At 70.9% G+C, this 20427-nt stretch carries 17 protein-coding genes, 1 pseudogene and 1 CRISPR repeat array; of the genes and pseudogenes, 6 read left to right on the plus strand and 12 right to left on the minus strand.

Features of this window, described 5'->3' with window-relative positions; translation table 11 throughout:
- A partial coding sequence (locus tag D452_RS29430; RefSeq protein WP_169336553.1) for an HNH endonuclease signature motif containing protein occupies positions 1-402 on the plus strand: 402 nt, incomplete at its 5' end.
- Positions 403-1000: 598 nt separating this feature from the next.
- Positions 1001-2073: a CRISPR direct-repeat array (repeat unit 29 nt; unit sequence CTGCTCCCCGCGCACGCAGGGATGGACCC).
- Between the two features lie 105 nt (positions 2074-2178).
- Here the strand turns inward: D452_RS29430 and D452_RS0105280 are convergent.
- The 4 genes and pseudogenes from D452_RS0105280 to D452_RS0105295 all read right to left on the minus strand — a co-directional run bounded on the left by D452_RS0105280 (position 2179) and on the right by D452_RS0105295 (position 6341).
- Positions 2179-3057: an aminoglycoside phosphotransferase family protein gene (locus D452_RS0105280; protein ID WP_017543102.1), complete on the minus strand. Its 879-nt coding sequence runs from the start codon at positions 3055-3057 to the stop codon at positions 2179-2181.
- A gap of 38 nt (positions 3058-3095) precedes the next feature.
- Positions 3096-4560: pseudogene (locus D452_RS27745) on the minus strand (MDR family MFS transporter).
- A gap of 225 nt (positions 4561-4785) precedes the next feature.
- Positions 4786-5727, minus strand: a complete 942-nt coding sequence (locus D452_RS0105290) for an SDR family NAD(P)-dependent oxidoreductase (protein WP_017543105.1) — start codon at positions 5725-5727, stop codon at positions 4786-4788.
- Between the two features lie 41 nt (positions 5728-5768).
- Positions 5769-6341, minus strand: a complete 573-nt coding sequence (locus D452_RS0105295; protein ID WP_017543106.1) for a TetR/AcrR family transcriptional regulator — start codon at positions 6339-6341, stop codon at positions 5769-5771.
- Positions 6342-6433: 92 nt separating this feature from the next.
- Between D452_RS0105295 and D452_RS0105300 the strand changes: the two genes are divergently transcribed.
- A complete protein-coding gene (locus tag D452_RS0105300) occupies positions 6434-7441 on the plus strand; it encodes an alpha/beta fold hydrolase (protein WP_017543107.1) in 1008 nt (335 codons plus the stop codon).
- A gap of 9 nt (positions 7442-7450) precedes the next feature.
- On the opposite strand, the gene D452_RS0105305 is transcribed toward D452_RS0105300, so the two are convergent.
- Entirely contained in the window at positions 7451-8101 is a 651-nt protein-coding gene (locus tag D452_RS0105305) for a maleylpyruvate isomerase family mycothiol-dependent enzyme (RefSeq protein WP_017543108.1), read from the minus strand.
- A gap of 194 nt (positions 8102-8295) precedes the next feature.
- Here D452_RS0105305 and D452_RS0105310 point away from each other — a divergent pair, with 194 nt between their 5' ends.
- Entirely contained in the window at positions 8296-9726 is a 1431-nt protein-coding gene (locus D452_RS0105310) for a gamma-aminobutyraldehyde dehydrogenase (RefSeq protein ID WP_017543109.1), read from the plus strand.
- 16 nt (positions 9727-9742) lie between these two features.
- On the opposite strand, the gene D452_RS0105315 is transcribed toward D452_RS0105310, so the two are convergent.
- Positions 9743-10399, minus strand: a complete 657-nt coding sequence (locus D452_RS0105315; protein ID WP_026128988.1) for a TetR/AcrR family transcriptional regulator — start codon at positions 10397-10399, stop codon at positions 9743-9745.
- A 162-nt stretch (positions 10400-10561) separates the two neighbouring features.
- On the opposite strand from D452_RS0105315, the gene D452_RS0105320 reads away from it, so the two are divergent.
- Complete coding sequence (locus tag D452_RS0105320) at positions 10562-11950, plus strand: flavin monoamine oxidase family protein (RefSeq protein ID WP_017543111.1); 1389 nt, start codon at positions 10562-10564, stop codon at positions 11948-11950.
- 72 nt (positions 11951-12022) lie between these two features.
- Here the strand turns inward: D452_RS0105320 and D452_RS0105325 are convergent, their stop codons facing one another.
- Genes D452_RS0105325 through D452_RS0105350 form a run of 6 tightly spaced genes read right to left on the minus strand, consistent with a single transcriptional unit; the run spans position 12023 to position 18531 of the window.
- A complete protein-coding gene (locus D452_RS0105325; RefSeq protein WP_017543112.1) occupies positions 12023-12865 on the minus strand; it encodes an ABC transporter ATP-binding protein in 843 nt (280 codons plus the stop codon).
- Positions 12862-13857: an ABC transporter ATP-binding protein gene (locus D452_RS0105330; protein ID WP_017543113.1), complete on the minus strand. Its 996-nt coding sequence runs from the start codon at positions 13855-13857 to the stop codon at positions 12862-12864. The genes D452_RS0105325 and D452_RS0105330 overlap by 4 nt, the downstream gene beginning before the upstream one ends.
- A gap of 4 nt (positions 13858-13861) precedes the next feature.
- Entirely contained in the window at positions 13862-14731 is an 870-nt protein-coding gene (locus D452_RS0105335; protein ID WP_017543114.1) for an ABC transporter permease, read from the minus strand.
- On the minus strand, positions 14728-15681 hold the full coding sequence (locus tag D452_RS0105340; protein ID WP_017543115.1) for an ABC transporter permease: 954 nt from the start codon (positions 15679-15681) through the stop codon (positions 14728-14730). The genes D452_RS0105335 and D452_RS0105340 overlap by 4 nt, the downstream gene beginning before the upstream one ends.
- The gene (locus D452_RS0105345; RefSeq protein WP_026128989.1) at positions 15678-17312 is read right to left on the minus strand and encodes an ABC transporter substrate-binding protein; all 1635 of its coding nucleotides are present in this window, start codon (positions 17310-17312) and stop codon (positions 15678-15680) included. The genes D452_RS0105340 and D452_RS0105345 overlap by 4 nt, the downstream gene beginning before the upstream one ends.
- Before the next feature lie 40 nt (positions 17313-17352).
- Positions 17353-18531, minus strand: a complete 1179-nt coding sequence (locus D452_RS0105350) for a C45 family autoproteolytic acyltransferase/hydolase (RefSeq protein ID WP_017543117.1) — start codon at positions 18529-18531, stop codon at positions 17353-17355.
- Positions 18532-18729: 198 nt separating this feature from the next.
- Here D452_RS0105350 and D452_RS0105355 point away from each other — a divergent pair, with 198 nt between their 5' ends.
- Positions 18730-19515: a MurR/RpiR family transcriptional regulator gene (locus tag D452_RS0105355; protein WP_017543118.1), complete on the plus strand. Its 786-nt coding sequence runs from the start codon at positions 18730-18732 to the stop codon at positions 19513-19515.
- A 132-nt stretch (positions 19516-19647) separates the two neighbouring features.
- Positions 19648-20427: a creatininase family protein gene (locus D452_RS29435; protein ID WP_026128991.1), complete on the plus strand. Its 780-nt coding sequence runs from the start codon at positions 19648-19650 to the stop codon at positions 20425-20427.

Consider the following 20427-nt stretch of genomic DNA (forward strand, 5'->3'; position numbering starts at 1 on the left):
GCCATGGAAGCCGTGCGCACCATGGCCCCCACCAGCGTGCTGCGCCGGGTGATCACCGACCCGTCCACCGGCAAACCCCTGGACGTGGGACGCGGGATGCGTAACGCCCCCGAACAGATCCGTACCGTGGCCCACCACGGGCGCACCACCTGCGCCTGGCCCCAGGGCTGCGATGTCCCGATTAGCGCCACCGAGGCCGACCACATCACCAGCTATTCCCAAGGCGGGAACACCAGCGCCCACAACATTCAACCGCTGTGCTCCACCCACAACCGGCTCAAGTGGCGGCGGGAGAACAACCCCCACCGGGCTGTTTGGAAAGGCCGCCCCGCACCCCCACACCCACCACCAAAACCGGAACCACCACCGCCGGAACCACCCCCACCGCATCCCCGCGAGTGAGCACCCGGGCCCCTACCCCCGCACGCCCACACCCGCACCCCTATGCGCCCGTGCCCTCGGGCACCCGCTCATGCCCTGCCACCCACACTTGCCCCACACGAACCCCAACCCACACCACGGGAGAGGAGGCCCACCCATGAACCCCACCCCGCACCCCACCGCAGGAGCATCCACCACCACCGGGCCAGGGTCGGCCTCCACCCCCCTCCAGACGAGGACCACCCACCCCCCACGCCGCCTTCGCTGCCGCTGTTGCGATGGCACGAGTGACCAGCCGCGACTCGCGACCCGCTCACCACAGGCCTGGGGACCCGCCTTCCCTCGCCGCCGCTTTTCCGTCCACCACCCCCACCGCCACGACACGCGAAACGATGAACACCAGCCCTGGTCCCGCACCTTCCTTCGCTGCCGCTGTTGCGTCGGAAAGCGTGACCGGCCGCGACACGAATCCCGGTCAGCGCAGGCATGGAGAAACACATCGCTGTGGCCGTAGGCTCACCCGTGACCGCAACAACAAAGGTGGATGTCGGTTTTGTCTGTTTCTCGACAAGTTGGAAAAACGAGCGCTTGCCACCGGTAAGTTCGCAGGTGAAAAAGCCTGCTCCCCGCGCACGCAGGGATGGACCCACGAGCAGCAGGTCCCATTCGTTCGAGACAGCCTGCTCCCCGCGCACGCAGGGATGGACCCATCACCCGCTAACCCAACTCAGCAGCTCACTACTGCTCCCCGCGCACGCAGGGATGGACCCGCGATCCTGTTCTGGATCCCCCGCGACCTGACGACCACTGCTCCCCGCGCACGCAGGGATGGACCTTGCTGGAGCAGGTCCCATTCGTTCGAGACAGCCTGCTCCCCGCGCACGCAGGGATGGACCCACGAGCAGCAGGTCCCATTCGTTCGAGACAGCCTGCTCCCCGCGCACGCAGGGATGGACCCACGAGCAGCAGGTCCCATTCGTTCGAGACAGCCTGCTCCCCGCGCACGCAGGGATGGACCCACGAGCAGCAGGTCCCATTCGTTCGAGACAGCCTGCTCCCCGCGCACGCAGGGATGGACCCCCGCTTCAGCGACGTGATGTCCCAGACGGCCCGCTGCTCCCCGCGCACGCAGGGATGGACCCGCGCACAGCAGGTCCCATTCGTTCGAGACAGCCTGCTCCCCGCGCACGCAGGGATGGACCCACGAGCAGCAGGTCCCATTCGTTCGAGACAGCCTGCTCCCCGCGCACGCAGGGATGGACCCACGAGCAGCAGGTCCCATTCGTTCGAGACAGCCTGCTCCCCGCGCACGCAGGGATGGACCCTCGCCCGCTGGCGCGAGCGCTCGGCGCCCGATGCTGCTCCCCGCGCACGCAGGGATGGACCCAGAGGGAGACCAGCGGACGAGCCACCGATTCACTGCTCCCAGCGCACGCAGGGATGGACCCCCCAAGCTCAAGCGCGAAGAGCGCCGGACCATCTGCTCCCCGCGCACGCGGGGATGGACCCCCGCGCGTGGGGCGGATGGTGATCCGCGCGCGCTGCTCCCCGCGCACGCGGGGATGGACCCCGTTTCGCGGGCTCGGGGAAGTCGGGGTCGTTCTGCTCCCCGCGCACGCGGGGATGGACCCACCGAGTACACCGCCTCACATGCCCAGCGTCACTGCTCCCCGCGCACGCGGGGATGGGCCCAAGGAGGCCACCATGGCGCCGCATGTGGCTGGAGTGCTTCCGCGCAGGTTTCAAAACTGCCCGAAGCAGAGACAAACGATTCGCGCACGCGGGATAGTGCGTTGGCTAGGGGAATGACGCGAGTACTCGGGAAAGGGCCTTCTCGCCTGCGGGTTTCCAGGTGGGTTTGCCTCCTGGGAGGCCCTGTTCACCGGCACGGCCTATCTCGATGAGGCCGAGGCTCCGAAGGACGGCCCAGCCTCGGGAGCGTTGGATGGTGGCCTTGTCGGTGGGGTATCCGGTGAAGAACTCAGTGGCGTCGGGGAGCAGGACCCACGCGGCACAGAGGTCCGTGGCGGGATCACCTGAGCAGAGTTCACCGAAGTCCACGACACCCGTGAGGGCTCCGTTGGTGGTGACGACGTTGGCCGGGTGCAGGTCCGCGTGCAGCCACACCGGGGTGTGGTGCCAGTGGGGTGCGTCAACTGCGGCCTGCCAGACCTCCAGGATCCGGGGAATCTGGTCGGGGTCCACAGTGCTACGGGCGTATCGCTCGAAGTCATCGAGGTCCTTGATGAGGTCGAGCGGGTGCATGCCGCGCTGGGGGTTGACCGGGGCGTCAGCTGGGGCTGGGCGATGGAGCGCGGTCAGGAAGTCCGCGAGCGTGTGGGGGTCTCTGGTGACAGGAGAGAGGTCCGCAGGATCACCGGTGATCCACGTGGTGATCAGCCAGGTGTGGGGGAAGTGTGGGGAAGGCCTGCCGAGGCGCACGGGGACAGGGACGGGCAGAGAGAGATCTGGGGCCAGCGTTGGCAACCACTGGTACTCCATGCGCAGGAGGTCGGGTGCGCGTTGAGAACGGGGCATCCGGACAGCGAGGTCCTCGCCCAGGCGCCACATCTGGTTGTCCCAGCCGCCCTCGACGGGACGCAGGTCCAGGTCAGCGAGATCCGGGTGCTGTTCTTCGAGGAGGGATCGTACGAGCGACTCGTTCACGGAGCCCACTGTAGGGGGCGGCGGTCGCCGCCCCCTACAGCTCGGGATCAGTGGACTGGAAGGCTCTCGGGTTCCTGACCGGCCTCGGACCGGCGCACCAGGAAGGTCGCGAAGAATGCCAGGGTGACGATCACAGCACCCAGGACGAACGCCATGTGGATACCGCCCGCCTCGGCGACGACGGCGTCCGCGCCGTCGTTGAGCTGACTGGCGGCGACGGCGGACATCACGGCGATGAACGTCGCGGTGCCGGCGGCACCGGCCACCTGTTGCACGGTGCCCACCACGGCGCTGCCGTAGGAGTACAGCGAGGGACGCAGGGAACCGAGCGCACCGGTGAGCAGCGGGGTGAACATGAGGCCGAGCCCGACGCTGAGCGCCATGTGCGCGGCGACGACGTACCCGAGCGAAGTCTCGGTGCCGAAGAAGGTCATGCTCCACATCACGAGCGTGACCACACCGGCTCCCGGGGTGACCAGGGGGCGGGGCCCGTAGCGGTCGTACAGCCGACCCACGAACGGGGCCAGCAGACCCATCACCAGACCACCGGGCAGCAGGGTGAGACCGGTCGCGAGCGTGTCGTGGCCGAGCACGTTCTGCATGTAGAGCGGCAGCAGGATGATCGTGCCGAACAGCGCCATGAAGCTCACCAGCACCAGCCCGATGGAGATCGAGAACTGGCGGGACTGGAACACCCTCAGGTCGAGCAGGGCCCGGTCCTCCTTCTGGAGCCCGATCTGGCGCCACACGAACAGCACCAGGGCGACGGCACCCACGAGGAGCGCCGCCCACGGCGGGATGGCCGCGTCGGCGTCGGCCGCCTTGCCCAGGCTGGAGAAGCCGTAGACCAGGCCGCCGAAGGCGAAGGCGGACACGATCACCGAGAGCACGTCGATACGGGCGGCGCGGGGTTCGGTGACGTTGCGGATGAAGGCGGCGCCCAGTCCGAGGGCGAGCAGGGCGATCGGCAGCACGAGTCCGAACAGCCAACGCCAGTCCAGCACGCTCAGGATGAGCCCGGACAGGGTCGGGCCGACGGCGGGGGCCACCCCCCCGNATGGAGATGTTGCCCATCACGCGGCCGCGGCGGTCAGCGGGGACCGTGTTGAGGATGGTCGTCATGAGCAGCGGCATCATGATGGCGGTTCCGCTGGCCTGCACGATCCGGCCCAGCAGGAGGACCGTGAAGTTCGGCGCGAGGAAGCAGATCAGGGTGCCGAGGGTGAACAGGGTCATCGCGGCGATGAACACCTGCCGCAGGTGGAACCGTTGCAGCAGGAACCCGGTCACGGGGATGATCACGGCCATCACGAGCATGAAGGCCGAGGTCAGCCACTGTCCGGTGGAGACCGAGATGCCGAGGTCGCGGTTGAGCGCGGGCAGGGCCACACCCATGATCGTCTCGTTGAGGATGACGACGAAGGCCGAGACAAGGAGGAGCGGGATGACGAGTCGGGTCGCGCGCTGGTCCGCGACCTCGTCGGAGTTTGTCACGTCGGGTTGCCTGGTCACATACTTCCTTGCGCGCTTGGGGTGGCCTGGATCCGGGGGATGAGCGGGGTGCGGGCTGTGCCGTCGAAGGATCAACCCCGCTGGTCACGGCAGTATTCCGGGGCGGAAGGGGATATTCCGCCGAGAACGCCACTGTGTCCTCCAGGTTAGGCGACGGAACGTCCCGTCTCGCCCGATTTTGCGCGCTGTGCAACTAACTTCCCCATGTGCCCTTCCCCACGTTGGTCAGGGCAGCTCGCAGGCCCGTGTCGCGAACGACCACACGGCCGCCCCGACCAACGGGTCGATGCTCCTGCGTCCCGGTCCGCCGGTTCCGCGCGAACCCGCGCCCTCCACCCCGGCGACCCCTCCGGACAGAGCGGGTTCACCGCGCAGACCACTGCGGGGCCCGTGGAACTGGCCGCTCAGCGCATCGGGGGAGGTGGCCGCGAACACGGCGGGCAGCGCGCCCCGGTCGGTTCCCTGGGCCCACGGGTACTGGAGCCGGTCCAGGGCCGTGGGCCGGGGCGGGGTGAAGAGCTCTCCCACGCTCGGTGAGAGCACCGGCAGCGAGTAACCGGGGTGCACGACCAGGCTCCGCACCCTCGATCCGCGCTCGGCCAGCCTTCGGTGCAGTTCGAACCCGAGCGCGTGGGTGACCAGCTTGGACTGCGCGTAGGCCCGCCACGGTGAGTACGTGCGCTCCAGTTCGAGGTCGTCGGGGGAGGGGCGGACCAGTTTGGCGCTCATCGACCCCATCCAGACGACGCGGCCGGAGGTCCGCTCCAGTGACTCCAACACCTCGTGGGTGAGGACGTGGTGGCCGAGCGCGTTGGTGGCCAGGGTCAGTTCGTGCCCGTCCACACTGACCTCGCGCCGCGCCGGTGCGCCCACCAGTCCGGCGTTGTTGACCAGGGCGTCCAGCCGTGGGAGCCCGGCGAGTTCGGCTCCGGCGGCCCTGGCGCTGCCCAGGTCCGAGGTGTCGATCCGCACCACCCGTGCGTGGGCTCCCTCGACCTCCGCGCGCAGGGCCGAGGCGATCCGCTCGCCGCGCCGGGTGTCGCGGCACAGCAGCACGACGTCGGCTCCGGCTCGGGCCAGGAACAGGGTGATCCACAGTCCGATCCCCGAAGTCGCACCCGTCACCGCGATCGTGCGTCCGTCCATGTTCGGCGCCTGCCAGCCCATGTGCTCTGTCCCCTTCTGTGGATGGTCTCGGGTCCGGCAGCCTAGGGGCGGGCCAGGAGCCGGTCCAGTTGGCCGCGCAGGGTCCGTTCGGCCTCCAGTGAGGACAGGCCGCCGATCAGGACGCGCATGGACAGGCCGTCGGCGGTGGCCATGAGGCCCCGCGCGGCGGCGCGGGGGTCGGGGAGTTCGGGTGCGACCCTGGCGAGGAGGCGGGCGGCCTCGGCCTCCTCCCCGTCCTTGGCCTCGGCCAGCAGGCGGGCGAGGGTCGGGTGGTTGAACCCGGCGGCGACGTACTGGTGGAAGACCGACACCCCGGCGCGGGCCGTCTCGGCGCGGGGGATGGGGTGCCCGACCAGCTCCCAGAGGGTCTCACGGTCGTCGGTTTCCCTGGTGGACTCGTCGTGGAGCCGTGCGGCGCTCGACAGCATCGCCTCCAGGCTGGCCTGGAGGAGTTCGTCCTTGCTGCGGAACCAGTACTGGATGCGTCCGACCGAGACCCCGGCGGCCGCGGCGACGTTGCGCATGGACACGGCTCCCATGCCGTTCTCCGCGATCACCTGCCACACCGCATGGAAGATCTCGGTCCGTCTCGGGTCGGGTTCCGGGTTGTTCATCCCCCCATCCTAACCAAGGGAAATACGATCGTATTGAGATGGGTGTACACTCGGAGTGCGGTCAATACGATCGTATTTCCCTTGGAGGGGTCATGAGCGACCACGAGAACCGACGTCACCGGCTTCGCCGCGCGCTCCAGGTCCTGGCGGTGCTGGCGGTGGCCTGGCTGGTCGTCGACAAGGCGGTCGCGGTCGTCGCGCCCGAGCCCACCGTGGGGCACTGGCGCAGTTCGGAGGGGTACGCCTCCTACCGGGAGGCCTACGAGGACGTGATGGCGACCCTGCCCGAGCCCACCCGCTCCCACGACGTGGCCACCGAGTACGGCTTCGTGCGGGTGTACGAGTGGACCGCCACCGAGGAGGGGGCCGAGGAGGATCCGCCGGTCGTGCTGCTGCCCGGAATCCGATCCGGGGCACCGATGTGGGGCGCGAACATCACCCACTGGGTCGGCCAGCGCACCCTCTACGCGATGGACGCGATCGGTGACGCCGGGATGTCCACGCAGTCGACGCCGTTCACCTCGTTCGACGACCAGGCGGCCTGGGTGGAACAGGTGCTCGCCGGTCTGGAGCTGGAACGCGTCCACGTGGTGGGGCACTCCTTCGGCGGTGCCATCGCCGCCGTCCACGCGCTCGAACATCCCGGTCGGGTGGCCTCGCTGACGCTCCTCGAACCGGTGATGGTCCTGCGGGGGCTGCCCGCCTCCACTTACCTGTGGTCCTCGCTGCTGCTGCTCCCCGTGCCGCAGTCGTGGAAGGACCGGGGCATGGCGGAGATCGGTGGGGTCACGGTCGAGGAGGTCCGCGAGCGCACTCCGATGTCGTCGATGATCGACCAGGGTTCACGGCACTACGACTCGGTCACCCTGGTGCCGCGCACCCTCTCGGACGAGGAGTGGCGGTCCATGTCGATGCCGGTCCGGATCGACCTGGCCAGCGACAGCTCCCTGGCCGGTGGCGAGGAGGCAGGGGACCGTGCCCGGGAACTGGGCAGGGAACCCGTCACCGTCTGGCCGGAGACCACCCACTCCCTGCCCATGCAGGCCGCCGACGCGCTGGGTCCGGAACTCGCCGCGTACTGGGCCGCCCACGACGGCTGAGCCCCCGGGTCAGCCCTCCAGTCTGCTGCGCAGTTCCGGCAGGCCCGTGCCGCCCGCCTGGTCCAGGTAGGCGGGACGGCCCGCCATGAGCATGACGAGCGCGAGCAGCGGACCCTCCACCACGGGCAGTCCGGGGTCGTTCGTGGTGAAGTCCGCGTCCGTGGCCCGCAGGTGCAACCCCTTGACCTGGGACCTGCTGTTCACGGCGAAGTCGCGGGAGGCGAGGAACCGCGCCACCTCGGCCACCGCCTCGGGTGTGGGCTCGCGCTCGATCCCGAGCGGACGGCGCACGTCCTGGCCGTGCACGACGAGTTCGCCGAGCCAGGGGGAGGGGTCGCCGGAGGGCAGTCGGACGGGTTCGCCGCCCTCGGTGCCCAGGGCGGCGAACCTGGCCAGTGTGGCAGCGGGCTCGGACCGGGCGAAACGGGCGATCTGCCTGCGGTTGTGGGCCGCGGGGCGCAGGCCCGAGCGCAGGATGGAGACGATCCATCCGAGCTGGCCGATGGTCATGCCCGAACCGAGGTGCGCGACCACCTCGTGCACGTTCCACTCGGTGCACAGTGAGGTCTGGTTCCACTGCTCGTCGGTGAGTTCGCGCAGGTCGGACACGAGGGCCGCGTGTTCGACGGCGAGCAGTCGCCTGGGGTCGGTCGTCTCCATAGGCGCACTCTACGGACCCGCTCCGACAGTTCCGGAAGGGCCGCGCCGACACCGTGTCCCCACTCCCATGGGAAAGCAACGACGTAAAGGCTGTGGCTCCCCTCGCCTCCGAAACCCGCTCGGTGTGTTGCCGCTCACTCCCTCGGCCTCTAAAATGAACGCCAATCATTAACCGGCGTCCCAGGAGCGACCCCATGAGCAGCCCCCTCCAGAACTTCATCAACGGCGCCTTCGTCGACGCCCACGGTCAGGACCGGCTCGACGTCGTCAACCCCACCAACGGGAACACCGTCGCGGTCTCACCCGTCTCCGACCAGGCCGACGTCGACGCCGCCTTCGACGCGGCGCGCGCCGCCTTCACCACCTGGCGGCGCGTCACCCCGGGGGAGCGGCAGCGGCTGCTGCTCAGGATCGCGGACGCGGTCGAGGCCAACGCCGAGGAGATCGTGGAGGCCCAGCACCGCAACACCGGCCAGCCCCGGTGGATGATCTCCCAGGAGGAGATCGCCATGGGCGTGGACCACCTGCGCTTCTTCGCCGGTGCCGCCCGCACCCTGGAGGGCCGCGCCGCCACCGAGTACATGGAGGGCCACACCTCCTACGTCCGCCGCGAGCCGGTCGGGGTCGTCGCCCAGGTCACGCCGTGGAACTACCCGCTGCTCATGGCGGTGTGGAAGATCGGCCCCGCCCTGGCCGCGGGCAACTGCGTCGTGCTCAAGCCCTCCGACACCACCCCCGAGTCCACCCTGGTCCTGGCCCGTCTGTTGGGTGAGATCCTCCCGGCGGGCGTGTTCAACGTGGTCCTGGGCGACGCCGGGACCGGACGGCTCCTGGTGGAGCACCCCGAACCGGCCATGGTCTCCATCACCGGATCGGTCCGCGCGGGCCGTCAGGTCGCCGCCTCGGCAGCCAAGGGGCTCAAGCGCGGTCACCTGGAGCTGGGCGGCAAGGCCCCGGCGGTGGTCTTCGCCGACGCCGATCTGCCCGCCACCGCCAAGGCCCTGGTGGAGTTCGGCACGTTCAACGCGGGGCAGGACTGCACCGCCGTCACCCGGGTCCTGGTCGAGGAGAGCGCCCACGACCGCTTCGTGGAGCTGCTCGCCGAAGCCGCGCGTGGCACTCGGACGGGAGACGCCGACGAGTCCCGCAACGACTACGGCCCGCTGAACAACGCCCGCCACTTCGCGTCGGTCACCGACAAGCTCGGGCGTCTGCCCGAACACGCCACCGTGGTCACCGGGGGTCGGGCGGTCGGGGGCGACGGCTACTTCGTGGAGCCGACGGTGATCACCGGCGTGCGCCAGGACGACGAGCTGGTGCAGGAGGAGACCTTCGGTCCGATCCTGACCGTCCAGACCTTCTCCTCGGAGGCGGAGGCCGTGGAGCTCGCCAACGATGTGGACTACGCGCTGGCCTCCAGCGTGTGGACCTCCGACCACGCCGCCGCGATGCGCCTCACCCGCGACCTCGACTTCGGCTGTGTCTGGGTGAACACCCACGTGCTGCTCACAGCGGAGATGCCGCACGGCGGCTTCAAGTCCTCGGGTTACGGCAAGGACCTGTCGCTGTACTCGGTGGAGGAGTACACCCGGGTCAAGCACGTGATGCACGCGCTGGAGGGGTGAACCCGGTCCTCACGGCTCAGTCCGTGTACCTCTGGCGCAGGCCGCTGACCAGCGCGTCGAGCGCGAGCTCGAAGGCCCGGTCGGCGGCCGCGCGGGGGTCCGCCGACCGCTGCGCGGCAAACCGCGTGAAGGTGGGCGCGACCTCCTCCATGCCACCCGGGTCGAAGATCCCCTCGGGGGCGGAGGCGTCGTAGGCGGCGCCGAAGACCAGTGCCTCGACGCCGACGATGATGTCCACCGCGTCCGCGCCGACGATCCCGGCGTCCTCCAGGGCCCGGGTCACGCGCTCGTACATGCGCAGCGTCCGGGGGGAGTCGGCGACGGGCAGTACCGCCATGACCGGGATGAGCGCGGTGTGCTCCATGAAGCACCGCCGGTAGGAACGCGCCCACTGCCGCAGCGCCCGGTCCCAGGGTTCGGTGCCGAAGGCGGAGTCGTCGATCCGCTCGTTCACGCGTTCCTGCAACAGGATGAGTACGTCGCGCTTGGAGGCGACGTGGTTGTACAGCGCCGAGGCGGCGACGCCGAGCTCCTTCGCCAGAGCGGCCATGGTCAGGTGCCGGTAGCCCTGTTCGGTGACGATCCGGATCGCGGCCAGGGTGACGCGTTCACGTGAGAGCACCGGTGAGGAGGGTCTGCCCCTGCCCCGCCCACTGCGCGTTCCCTGACTCACTGGCGCCTGCTTCCTGTCGGCCCGGACGAGGTCGCCACCAGTCTAGGAGCGGCGCGCCCGCGCCCGTATCGGTGCTGCTCGCGGGAGTGTCCCGCTTGACACCGGGGGACTCCGTGTCCGTTAATGAACGGTATTCATTTAATGGTTCGAAGGAGCGCACCCATGAGTGGCACACACGTCATCGGCAGCGACGAGGTCATCGACCGTGACGTCGTGGTCGTGGGCGCGGGCCCGGCCGGGCTGATGGCCGCACGCACCCTCCAGGCGGCCGGACGCACCGTCGCCGTCCTGGAGGCCCGCGACCGCGTGGGCGGCCGCACCTGGTCACGGGAGGTCGACGGGGCCTTCCTGGAGCTGGGCGGCCAGTGGGTCTCGCCCGACCAGACCGAACTGCTCGGCCTCCTGGACGAGCTCGGGCTGGACACCTACCCGCGCCACCGCGAGGGCGCCAACGTCTACCTCGCCCCCGACGGCTCCCGGCACGAGTACACCGGGGACATGTTCCCGGCGGGGGAGCGGACCGAGGCGGAGATGACGCGGGTCATCGCGACCCTGGACGGTCTGGTCGAGGAGATCGGCGTCGAACGCCCCTGGGACCACCCGCTCGCCCGTGAGCTGGACACCGTCACCTTCACCGAGTGGCTGCGGCGGCAGACCGACGACGAGGCCGCCCGCGAGAACATCGGCATCTTCATGGCCGGGGGCATGCTCACCAAACCCGCCCACGCCTTCTCCGCGCTCCAGGCGGTCCTCATGGCGGCCTCCGCCGGGTCGTTCTCCCACCTGGTGGACGAGGACTTCATCCTGGACCGCCGGGTGGTCGGCGGCATGCAGTCAGTCTCCCGGACCATGGCCGACGCCCTGGAGGAGGGCACGGTCCTCCTGGACACCCCGGTCCGGACCGTTCGCTGGAGCGAGGAAGGGGTCACGGTCCTCTCCGAACGCGCGACCGTACGGGCCCGCCGCGTGATCGTGGCCGTCCCGCCCACCCTGTACTCACGGATCACCTTCGAGCCCGCCCTGCCGTGGCTCCAGCAGCAGATGCACCAGCACTCGTCGATGGGCCTGGTCATCAAGGTCCACGCGGTCTACGACCGCCCGTTCTGGCGGGACCGGGGGCTCTCCGGAACCGGGTTCGGCGCCAGGGAGCTCTGCCAGGAGGTCTACGACAACACCAACCACGGGGACGAGCGCGGCACCCTGGTGGCCTTCGTCTCCGACGAGCCCGCCGACGACCTCCTGCGCCGGTCCGCCGAGGAGCGCAGGGCCGCGGTCCTGCGCTCCCTCTCCCACTATCTCGGTGAGGAGGCGCTGGAACCGGTCGTCTACTTCGAGTCGGACTTCGCCTCCGAGGAGTGGACCCGGGGGGCCTACGCCGCCAGCTACGACCTCGGCGGACTGCACCGCTACGGGGCTGACCAGCGCGCACCCGTGGGGCCGATCGGCTGGGCCTGCTCGGACCTGGCGGCCGAGGGCTACCAGCACGTGGACGGCGCGCTGCGCCAGGGCCGCCGCGCCGCCGAGGAGGTCCTCACGGACGCCGTCGGCTGACCTCCCACGACGCCGGGAGGCCCGGCCCCGCTCACGCGCGGGGCCGGGCCTCGTTCCGTCAGATCCGTGGCGTCACGCCCCCGAGGCCGCCGCGAACTTCGCGCGCAGCCGGACCACCTCGGCCGGGTCCCAGCCCGGTCCCGGCACGCTGGAGGCCAGCATGCGCGTGTAGGGGTGTTCGGGCTCGCGCAGCACGCGGCGGGTCGGCCCGTGTTCGACGGCCCGACCCCGGTACATCACCAGGACCTCGTCGGTGACCTGCCCGACCACCGCCAGGTCGTGCGAGACGAACACCAGGGACACCCCCGACTCCTCCCGGATACCGGTGAGCAGCCGCAGGATCTGGGCCTGCACGGACACGTCCAGCGCGGAGACCGCCTCGTCGAGCACCAGCACGGCCGGGTCGGCCGCCAGCGCGCGGGCGATGGCCAGGCGCTGCCGCTGACCGCCGCTGAGCCGGTGCGGCCTCGCCTCCGCCTCCCGCGCGCCCAACCCCACCTGTTCGAGGAGTGCCAGCGCGCGCCGCTCCGCCTCGGTCCGGTCGGCGCCGTGCAGCCGCAGGACGTGGCACAGGCACTGGGAGGCGGTGAGACGGCGGTCCAGGGACTCCAACGGGTTCTGGAAGACCAGCTGGACCTCCCTCGCCCGGCGCAGGCGCGCGGCGCGTCCGCGCTCACGGACGCCGCGCACCCGGCCCGACACCCGGATCTCCCCGGAGTCGGGCCGCTCCAGGCCCACCAGCATCCTGGCCACGGTGCTTTTGCCGGACCCGGACTCGCCGACCACGCCCAGCGAGCCACCGGGCGCGAGCTCGAACGAGACGTCGTCCACGGCCACCAGCTCCGGCACGCGCCGGCCCATGGAGTAGGCCCTGCGCAGTCCGCTCACTGACAGCGCCGGTTCGTTCGGGGTCATCGGATCTCCTCCTCGGTGCGGGACGGGTCCGCTCCACGGCTCGTCGTGTCGGCCCTGACACAGGCGACTCCGCCGTCGTCGAGCGGGAACGTCTCCGGACGCCAGGTCGCGCAGACCTGTGTCGCGTCGGCGCACCGTGGCGCGAAGGGGCAACCGGTGAAGGCCGTGGACAGCGAGGGCGGCGCCCCTGGGATGGGTTCGGGGGCCAGGTCGGAGTCCAGCCCCGGGTTGCAGGCGATCAGCCCGCGTGTGTAGGGGTGGCGCGGGTCGGCGAAGAGCGCCGACGCCTCGCGGGACTCCACCACCCGGCCCGCGTACATGACGTGCACCCGATGGCAGTAGGCGGCGGCCAGGTGGAGGTCGTGCGTGATGAACAGGACTCCCATGCCCCGGGTCTCACGCAGATCGCGCAGGACCGAGAGCACCTCCGCCTGGGTGGTGGCGTCCAGGGCGCTGGTGGCCTTGTCGGCGAGCAGGAGTTCGGGCTCGGTGGCCAGGGCCGCGGCGAGCACGACCCGTTGCAGCATGCCCCCGGACATCTCGTGCGGGAACTGGCGGAAACGCTCCTCGGGCCGGTTCAGGCCCACCTCCGCCATGAGGTCCAGGGCCCTGGCACGGGCCTCGGCCTTCGGTGTGCCCAGGGCCAGGACCAGGCGTTCGGTGAGGAAGTCGCCCACGCGGCGGACCGGGTTGAGTACCGAGCGCGGGTCCTGGAACACCATGGACACCCGGCGGGAGCGCAGCTCGGTGAGCTCCGCCGGGGCGGCGCTGAGCACGTCGGTCCGGCCGACGCGGGCCCGGCCGTCGACGGCGGCGCCCTCGGGCAGCAGCCGCAGGACGGCGCGGGCGGTGGTGGACTTCCCCGACCCGGACTCGCCGACCAGGCCGACGACCTCGCCGGGCCGCACGGTGAGGCCGACCTCGTCCAGGACGGGCCGACGCGTCTCGGCGCTGGGGAGGGTGACGGTGAGGTTCTCGATGTCGAGCAGCATGGGCCTACCTCCGTGAGTTCAGCCGGTCGGCGACACGCACCCCGACGATGTTGAACGCGACCACGACCAGGGCGATGGCCGCGCCGGGGACCAGCGCGGGCCACAGCACGCCCTGGATCAGCGCGGACTGCCCCTCCTGGACCATCAGGCCCCACTCGGAGCTGGGCGGCTGTGCGCCGAACCCGAGGAAGCTGAGGGTGGCCAGGCTCATCAGGCCCTCACCGAAGAGCACCACCAGGTACCCGAGCAGGGCGGGTGCCATGTTGGGGATGAGGTAGCGCAGACAGATGACCAGCCCGCTCACCCCCTGCACCCGGTAGGCGTCGATGTAGGGCTTGGCGCACTCCGCCAACGCGACGCTGCGGGTGAACTTGGCGATGATCGGAGTGAACGCCAGCCCCAGCGCCACGACGGCCGTGGTCATGCCGCTGCCGAACACCGCGATCACGAGCACCACGAACAGCAGTCCGGGGAAGGCGTACATGACGTCGGTGACACGGGCGAGGAGGACGTCCACCCAGCCGCGCCGCCAGGCGGCCAGCGTGCCCATCGCCACACCCAGCGCGGAGGCGAGCAGCAGCAGGGCCAGCGGGCCGAGCAGGCTCTCCCGGGCGCCGTGGACGACCCGGGACAGCAGATCGCGGCCCATCTGGTCGGTGCCCAGCCAGTGGTCGGCGCCGGGTGGCGCCCAGATGTTGCCGAAATCGATGGCGTTGGGGTCGGCCGGAGCGACCAGTGGGGCGAACACGGCGGCCAGGACCACCGCGACGAGGAACCCTCCGCTGACCCACAGGGCGCCGCGCTCCCCGGAACCGCGGGCACGCCCGAGGTCGGTGCTCACGGTGACGGCCGTGGTGGGCGTCTGGGCGGTCATACCCGGTTCCTTTCGATACGGACCGTCGGGTCCAGCAGCGGGTGGACGAGGTCGATCAGGGTCGTGACCCCCATGTAGGCGACCACCATGCACAGCAGGACGGCCTGCACGACGGGGAAGTCGAGGTTGTTGATGGCGTCCACCAGCAGCGCGCCGATCCCGCTGAGACCGAACGCCGACTCGATGACCACGGTCCCGCTGAGCATGCTGGCGGTGACCAGGCCGCACATCGTCACGACGGGGCCCAGGGAGTTGCGCAGCACGTGGCGGCGGACCACGTGCCGTTCGGCGATCCCCGACGCCCGCGCCGCCGCCACGTGCTCCAGGTCGAACTGCTCCACCATCGTCTGCCGGGTGACCCGGGAGACGATGGCCAGGGCACCGGTGGCCAGGGCGATCGCGGGCAGCGTCAGGTGGTGGACCCGGCCGAGGAACCCCTCGCCCAGGCCGGTCACCGGGAACCACCCGAGACGCACCCCAAACAGGGAGATCAGCGCGATGGCCAGGACGAACGACGGTACCGAGGCGGCCAGCGTGGTGCCCGCGGTGACGGCGGCGTCGGTGCGGCGCCCGCGGCGCACGGCGGACAGGGTGCCCAGAGCGATGCCCAGGACGGTGAAGAGCACCGCCGCGTAGGCCACCAGGGACACGGTGGTGGGCAGGCGGGTGAGGATGAGGTCGCTCACCGCCGCGTTGTACTGGAACGAGGTTCCGAGGTCTCCGGTGACGGCGCCGCTCAGCCAGAGCCAGTACTGCACCAGCAGGGGCTGGTCCAGGTGGTACTCGGCGCGGACCGCGGCGATCCGCTCGGGGGTGACGTTCTCGGGGTCGCCCACCAGGAACGACACCGGGTCACCCGGTGCGGCGTACATGGCGCCGAAGATCAGCGCCGAGCTGACGGCCAGGGTGAGCAGCATGCCGCCGAGGCGGCGCAGCACGTGCGTGGTCATCGGCCTTCGTCCTCTCGGGCGCCGAGGTCGGCGGCCCACGGGTAGAAGAGGAACGCGGAGGAGGCGGGCGCCCCCGTCACCCCCGGTCCCATGGCGAGGGTCGTGGGGACCTGGACGACGGGGATCCACGGCATGGCCTCGGTCCAGCGGTCCTGGAGCTCCACGGCGAGTTCGGCCCGTTCGGCGTCGTCGGTCGCGGCCTGGGCCTCCTTGACGAGGCTGTCGTACTCCTCGTCGGCGAAGCCGGAGTAGTTCACCCCGGCGTCGGAGGCGCCGTTCTTGTAGAAGCCCACGGGGTCGTTCTTCGAGACCCAGTACTCGTCGGAGAACAGGTCGACCTGGGAACGCAGCGCGGGGTCCACGTAGTAGCTGCCGAACTGCTGCCGGGGCACGGTGGCGATCCGCGCCTCCAGTCCGATCCTGGCGGCCGCGTCCACGAAGGCGTTGGCGATGATGGTGCGTGCGGGTTCACCGTCGTTGGCGATGACGATGGGCTCGTCGGGGACCCCGGCCTCCTCGACCAGGGCGCGCGCCAGTTCCAGTTCGGGCTCGTCGGGGTCGGCGGGGGCGGCGTCGATCGCCGCGTAGGCCTCCTCGAACCGTTCGCGTTCGTACCCCCAGCCGCCCGGGCCCAGGGGAGCGGACCAGGGCTCGGCCAGGCCGCCGAAGGCCGCCCGGGAGATGCCGTCGCGTTCCAGTGCCAGGGACAGGGCGCGGCGCAGCCGGGGGTCGGCCAGGCCGCCGCGTTCGGTGGTGATGAGGGACCACACATTGGTGGAGGGACCCTGGTACACCTGCACTGTCTCGTCGCGCAGCAGCGGGACGGCGGCCGACGCGGTGTCGAGGTAGGCGCCGTCGGACTCGCCGGTGTTCAGGGTGTTCACCACGGCGTTCTCGACGGCCCAGCGGAACTCCACCCGCTCCACGCGCGCGGCGCGGGCCGTGTTCCAGTAGGCGTCGTCGCGCTCCAGCACGACCCGGCTGCCCGAGCTCCACTCGGTGAGCCGGTAGGGGCCCGTGCAGGCGTCGGTGCCCTGCGGTGTGCCATAGGCGTCGCCGTTGGCCTCCAGGGCGCGGCGGTCGTAGACGATGCCCCCGTTCCCGGCCATGGCGGGCACGAACACGGCGTCGCGCTGGCCCATGTGGACGGTGATCTCGCGGTCTCCCGTGGCCTCGATCCGTTCGACATTCGTGTACTCGTCGGACTCCTCGGCGCCCTCCGCCGCGTGCCGTTCCATGCTCCACACCACGTCGTCGGCGGTGATCGGGGTGCCGTCGCGGAAGGCGGCCTCCGGGGGCAGGCGGAAGACGACGGTGGAGTCGTCCTCCCACTCGGCGTACTCGGCCAGCCCGGGGCCGACGCTGAGGTCGGGAGCGACCTGCATGAGCCGCTCGCAGACGTTGGCCAGGACGGTGTTCTGCGCGGTGCCGCCGTTGGCGTCCAGGTCGAGCGAGGTGGGTTCGGAGGGGAGCATCCAGGTCACCGAGTCCAGCTCACCCGCGGCGGGGGCGGTGGTGGGGGTCAGTTCGAGCTCCGGGCCCGCGGGCGGGGCCGTGCACGCGGTCACTGCGAGCGCCAGGACGGCGGCGGGGATCACCGCTCCGGCGCGGCGTGGTGGTCTGTCCTTCACAACGGTCTTCTCCAGGAAAGAGGGGGATGCGGACGGTGGGTCAGCCCTGGGCGCCCGGGCCGTCGTAGAGGTTCCAGGGCATGAGCTCGTAGTCGTGCTCGCAGGGGTTCCCGGCGGCGACGCGGTACTCGCCGCTGGTGAGGTCGACGAGGCTGGAGAGCAGGGTGGACCAGCGGCGTACCTCAGGAGCGGCGGGGTCGGGGTGCGTGCACAGGGACTCGGGGTGGCCGAGGTGGTCGGACATGGCCTCGTGGACGGCGGCGCGCACCTCCTCGGAGGTGCCGGCGTTCCGGACGGCGGCCAGGCCGCGCCGGGCGCGGGGCACGCGGATGAGCGAGTCCGTGGCGAGCGGGCGGTAGGACTCTGCCAGCTGGGGCGGGACACCGGCCTGGTAGTGGTTGCCGTGGACGAGCACACCCTCGTCGTCGGGGTACATCCACTGGCACGGGCCGGGGGTCGTCTCGACGTCGATGGCGTATCCGGAGCGGTGGGTGAGCAGCGCGTTGCTGGCGATGTGGGCACGCGTCCTGACCAGCGCGTTCAGGGCGTCGGAGAGCCGGGAGGAGTCCAGGACCCGACGGCGGACGAGGGTCTGCGGGACGCCGACGGCCGACCCGAACCGCCCGCCCAGTCCGTTGGCGTTGAGGGCGATCCCGGCGGAGTTGGCGCCGTGCCGGCCCACCTGGCCCGCCTCGACCTGCATGATGAGCGTGGGCCGGGGCGGCTGGACCACGCGGAGCATGAGGACGGTGTCGGCGGTGCCGTGCCGCCAGTCCCAGTTCTGGCCCGCGTAGACGTGGCCGTCACCGGTCGCGCCCTCGGCGAGGGCGAACGAGGTGCAGCCGTCCGAGGCCTCGCGGTCGTCGGCCTCGGTGACGGTGGGCATGGCGCGGAAGGAGGAGTCGTAGATGATCTCCCCGCGCACGTTGAGGGCCAGGACGTCGAGGAGACCGACCCCGGCGCCCTCGGCGATGCCCTCCATCTCGGTCACCATGTCGGCGTCGAAGGCGCGGCAGGTGTCGAGCCACCCGCGGGCGCGGTCCAGGACGCCGCCCCAGCTCAGGCCGGTCTGCTGGTGGAAGGCGCGTTCGTAGAAGCCCATGGCCGCGGTGATCTGGTCCCGGGCGGCCTCTCCATAGGCGACGCCGCGCTCACGTGGGCCGCCGCTGATCTCGATGAGCGGCAGGCCCGAGGGCGTTCGCGACGAGGTGGTGGTCATGATGGTGGTCCCCCGATCACGTCATGTAACATCCATTACGAAGACGTGCATAGTTGAAACGACTGTTTCCTCAGGAGTGTAATGAGTGCTACGCCACAGTCAAGAGCTGTAACAAATAGTTCTTCGAATCCGGGGCTGGAACGCCTCCACACCCTGGTGCGCACTCACTGGGAAAGCCTCTCGCCAGCGGAGCGATCGGTGTGTCGCCTGCTCACGGCCTCGCCGGTCGAGCAGATCCTCTACTCCAACGCCCAGGAGCTCGGTACCGCCAGCGGCACCAGCAACGCCAGCGTCATCCGCACCCTGCGCCGCCTGGGCTACTCCGGACTGCCCGCCCTCAAACAGGAGATCGCCGCCCCCTTCACCTCCGAGGTCGCCCCGGACGTACGCCTGCGCGAACGCATCGACCGCATGGGACGGGACTTCACCTCGCTCTGGGACCGGGTCGTGGACGAGGCCCGCGACCGCGTCGAACACGTGCGCACGGCCACCTCATCCGAGGAGCTCACCCGCGCGGTGCAGGTCCTGGCCGAGGCCGGGCAGACCGTCACCTACGGAGTCGGCTCCTCCAACATCGCCGCCGAGCACCTGGCCCTCAAACTCAACCGCACCGGCGCCCGCGCCCGCACCATAGACACCGACGGCTTCCGGCTGGCCGACGACCTGCTGGGCATCCACCGGGGCGACGCCGTCGTGGTCTTCGCCCCCGGGCGCGTCCTGCCGGAGGTGGAGGTGCTGCTCGAACGGGCCCGCGCGGTGGGCGCCCACTCCGTTCTGGTGACCGACGAACTGACCGAGGAACTGCGCGACAGCGTGGACATCGTCCTGTCCGCCCCGCACACCCCCACCGGCATGACGGCCGAGGCCCTGACCGGCATCATCGTCGCCGACGCCCTCGTGCAGGCCGTGGCCACCATCCACCCCGACAGGGCCGTGCGCACCTCACACGAACTCACCGCCTGGCGCGGACGCCTGGGGCACTGACGGGCGAGGGGGGCTCTCCGGCCCGCCTCCAGCGGGCGGGGCCGGAGAGCCCCCGAAGCCGGGGCGGGGGCCCGGCGCGCCCGGAGGCGGAGGGCGCCGCGTTCCGTCGTGGCCACGGGGGAGGATGGGCCCATGGACTTCTCCGATCCCCTCCCCGGTGACACCAGCCAGGACGAGCGCGCACGGGGCGCCCGGGTGGCGCTGCTGCCCGTGGGCAGTCTCGAACAGCACGGCCCCCACCTGCCGTTGACCACCGACACCGTCATCGCCTGCGCCCTGGCACGGAGCCTGGCCGACGCCCACCCCGGGCTGCGGGTACTGCCGCCGATCAGTTTCGGCTGCTCGCACGAACACGATGCCTGGCCGGGTACCGTCAGCGTCACGGCGCCCACCCTGTACGCGATGGCCTCCGACATCGCGGCGTCCCTGCGGGCCGCGGGCACCACCAAGCTGGTCCTGGTCAACGGGCACGGCGGCAACCACGTGCTCGCCAACCTCGTCCAGGCCTCGCGCGGCGACATGGCACTCTTCCCCGGCCCACACGACTGGGAGGCCGCCCGCCGGGCGTCGGGCATGAACACGACCAACGACCGGGACATGCACGCCGGGGAGCTGGAGACCTCGGTCCTGCTCCACGTGCGTCCGGACCTGGTCCGGCCCGGCTACGAGGAGGCGGACCACCTCGCCGACCGGCGCGACCACATGCTCACCACCGGGCTGTCCCGCTACACGCGCTCCGGTGTGGTGGGTCAGCCCTCACGCGCCACGGCCGCCGAGGGCCGTGATCTTCTGGCGCACCTGGTGCAGGTGTTCGCCGGGTATCTCAACGTGCTCGACCCGCAGAAGCCGCCACACCAGCACCAGTCCGCCGGGAAGGGCGGCGACCAGGGCGAGCAGCCCGTACGCCACTGA

It is taken from the genome of Nocardiopsis prasina DSM 43845 (assembly GCF_000341265.1).
Classification (GTDB): Bacteria; Actinomycetota; Actinomycetes; order Streptosporangiales; family Streptosporangiaceae; genus Nocardiopsis; species Nocardiopsis prasina.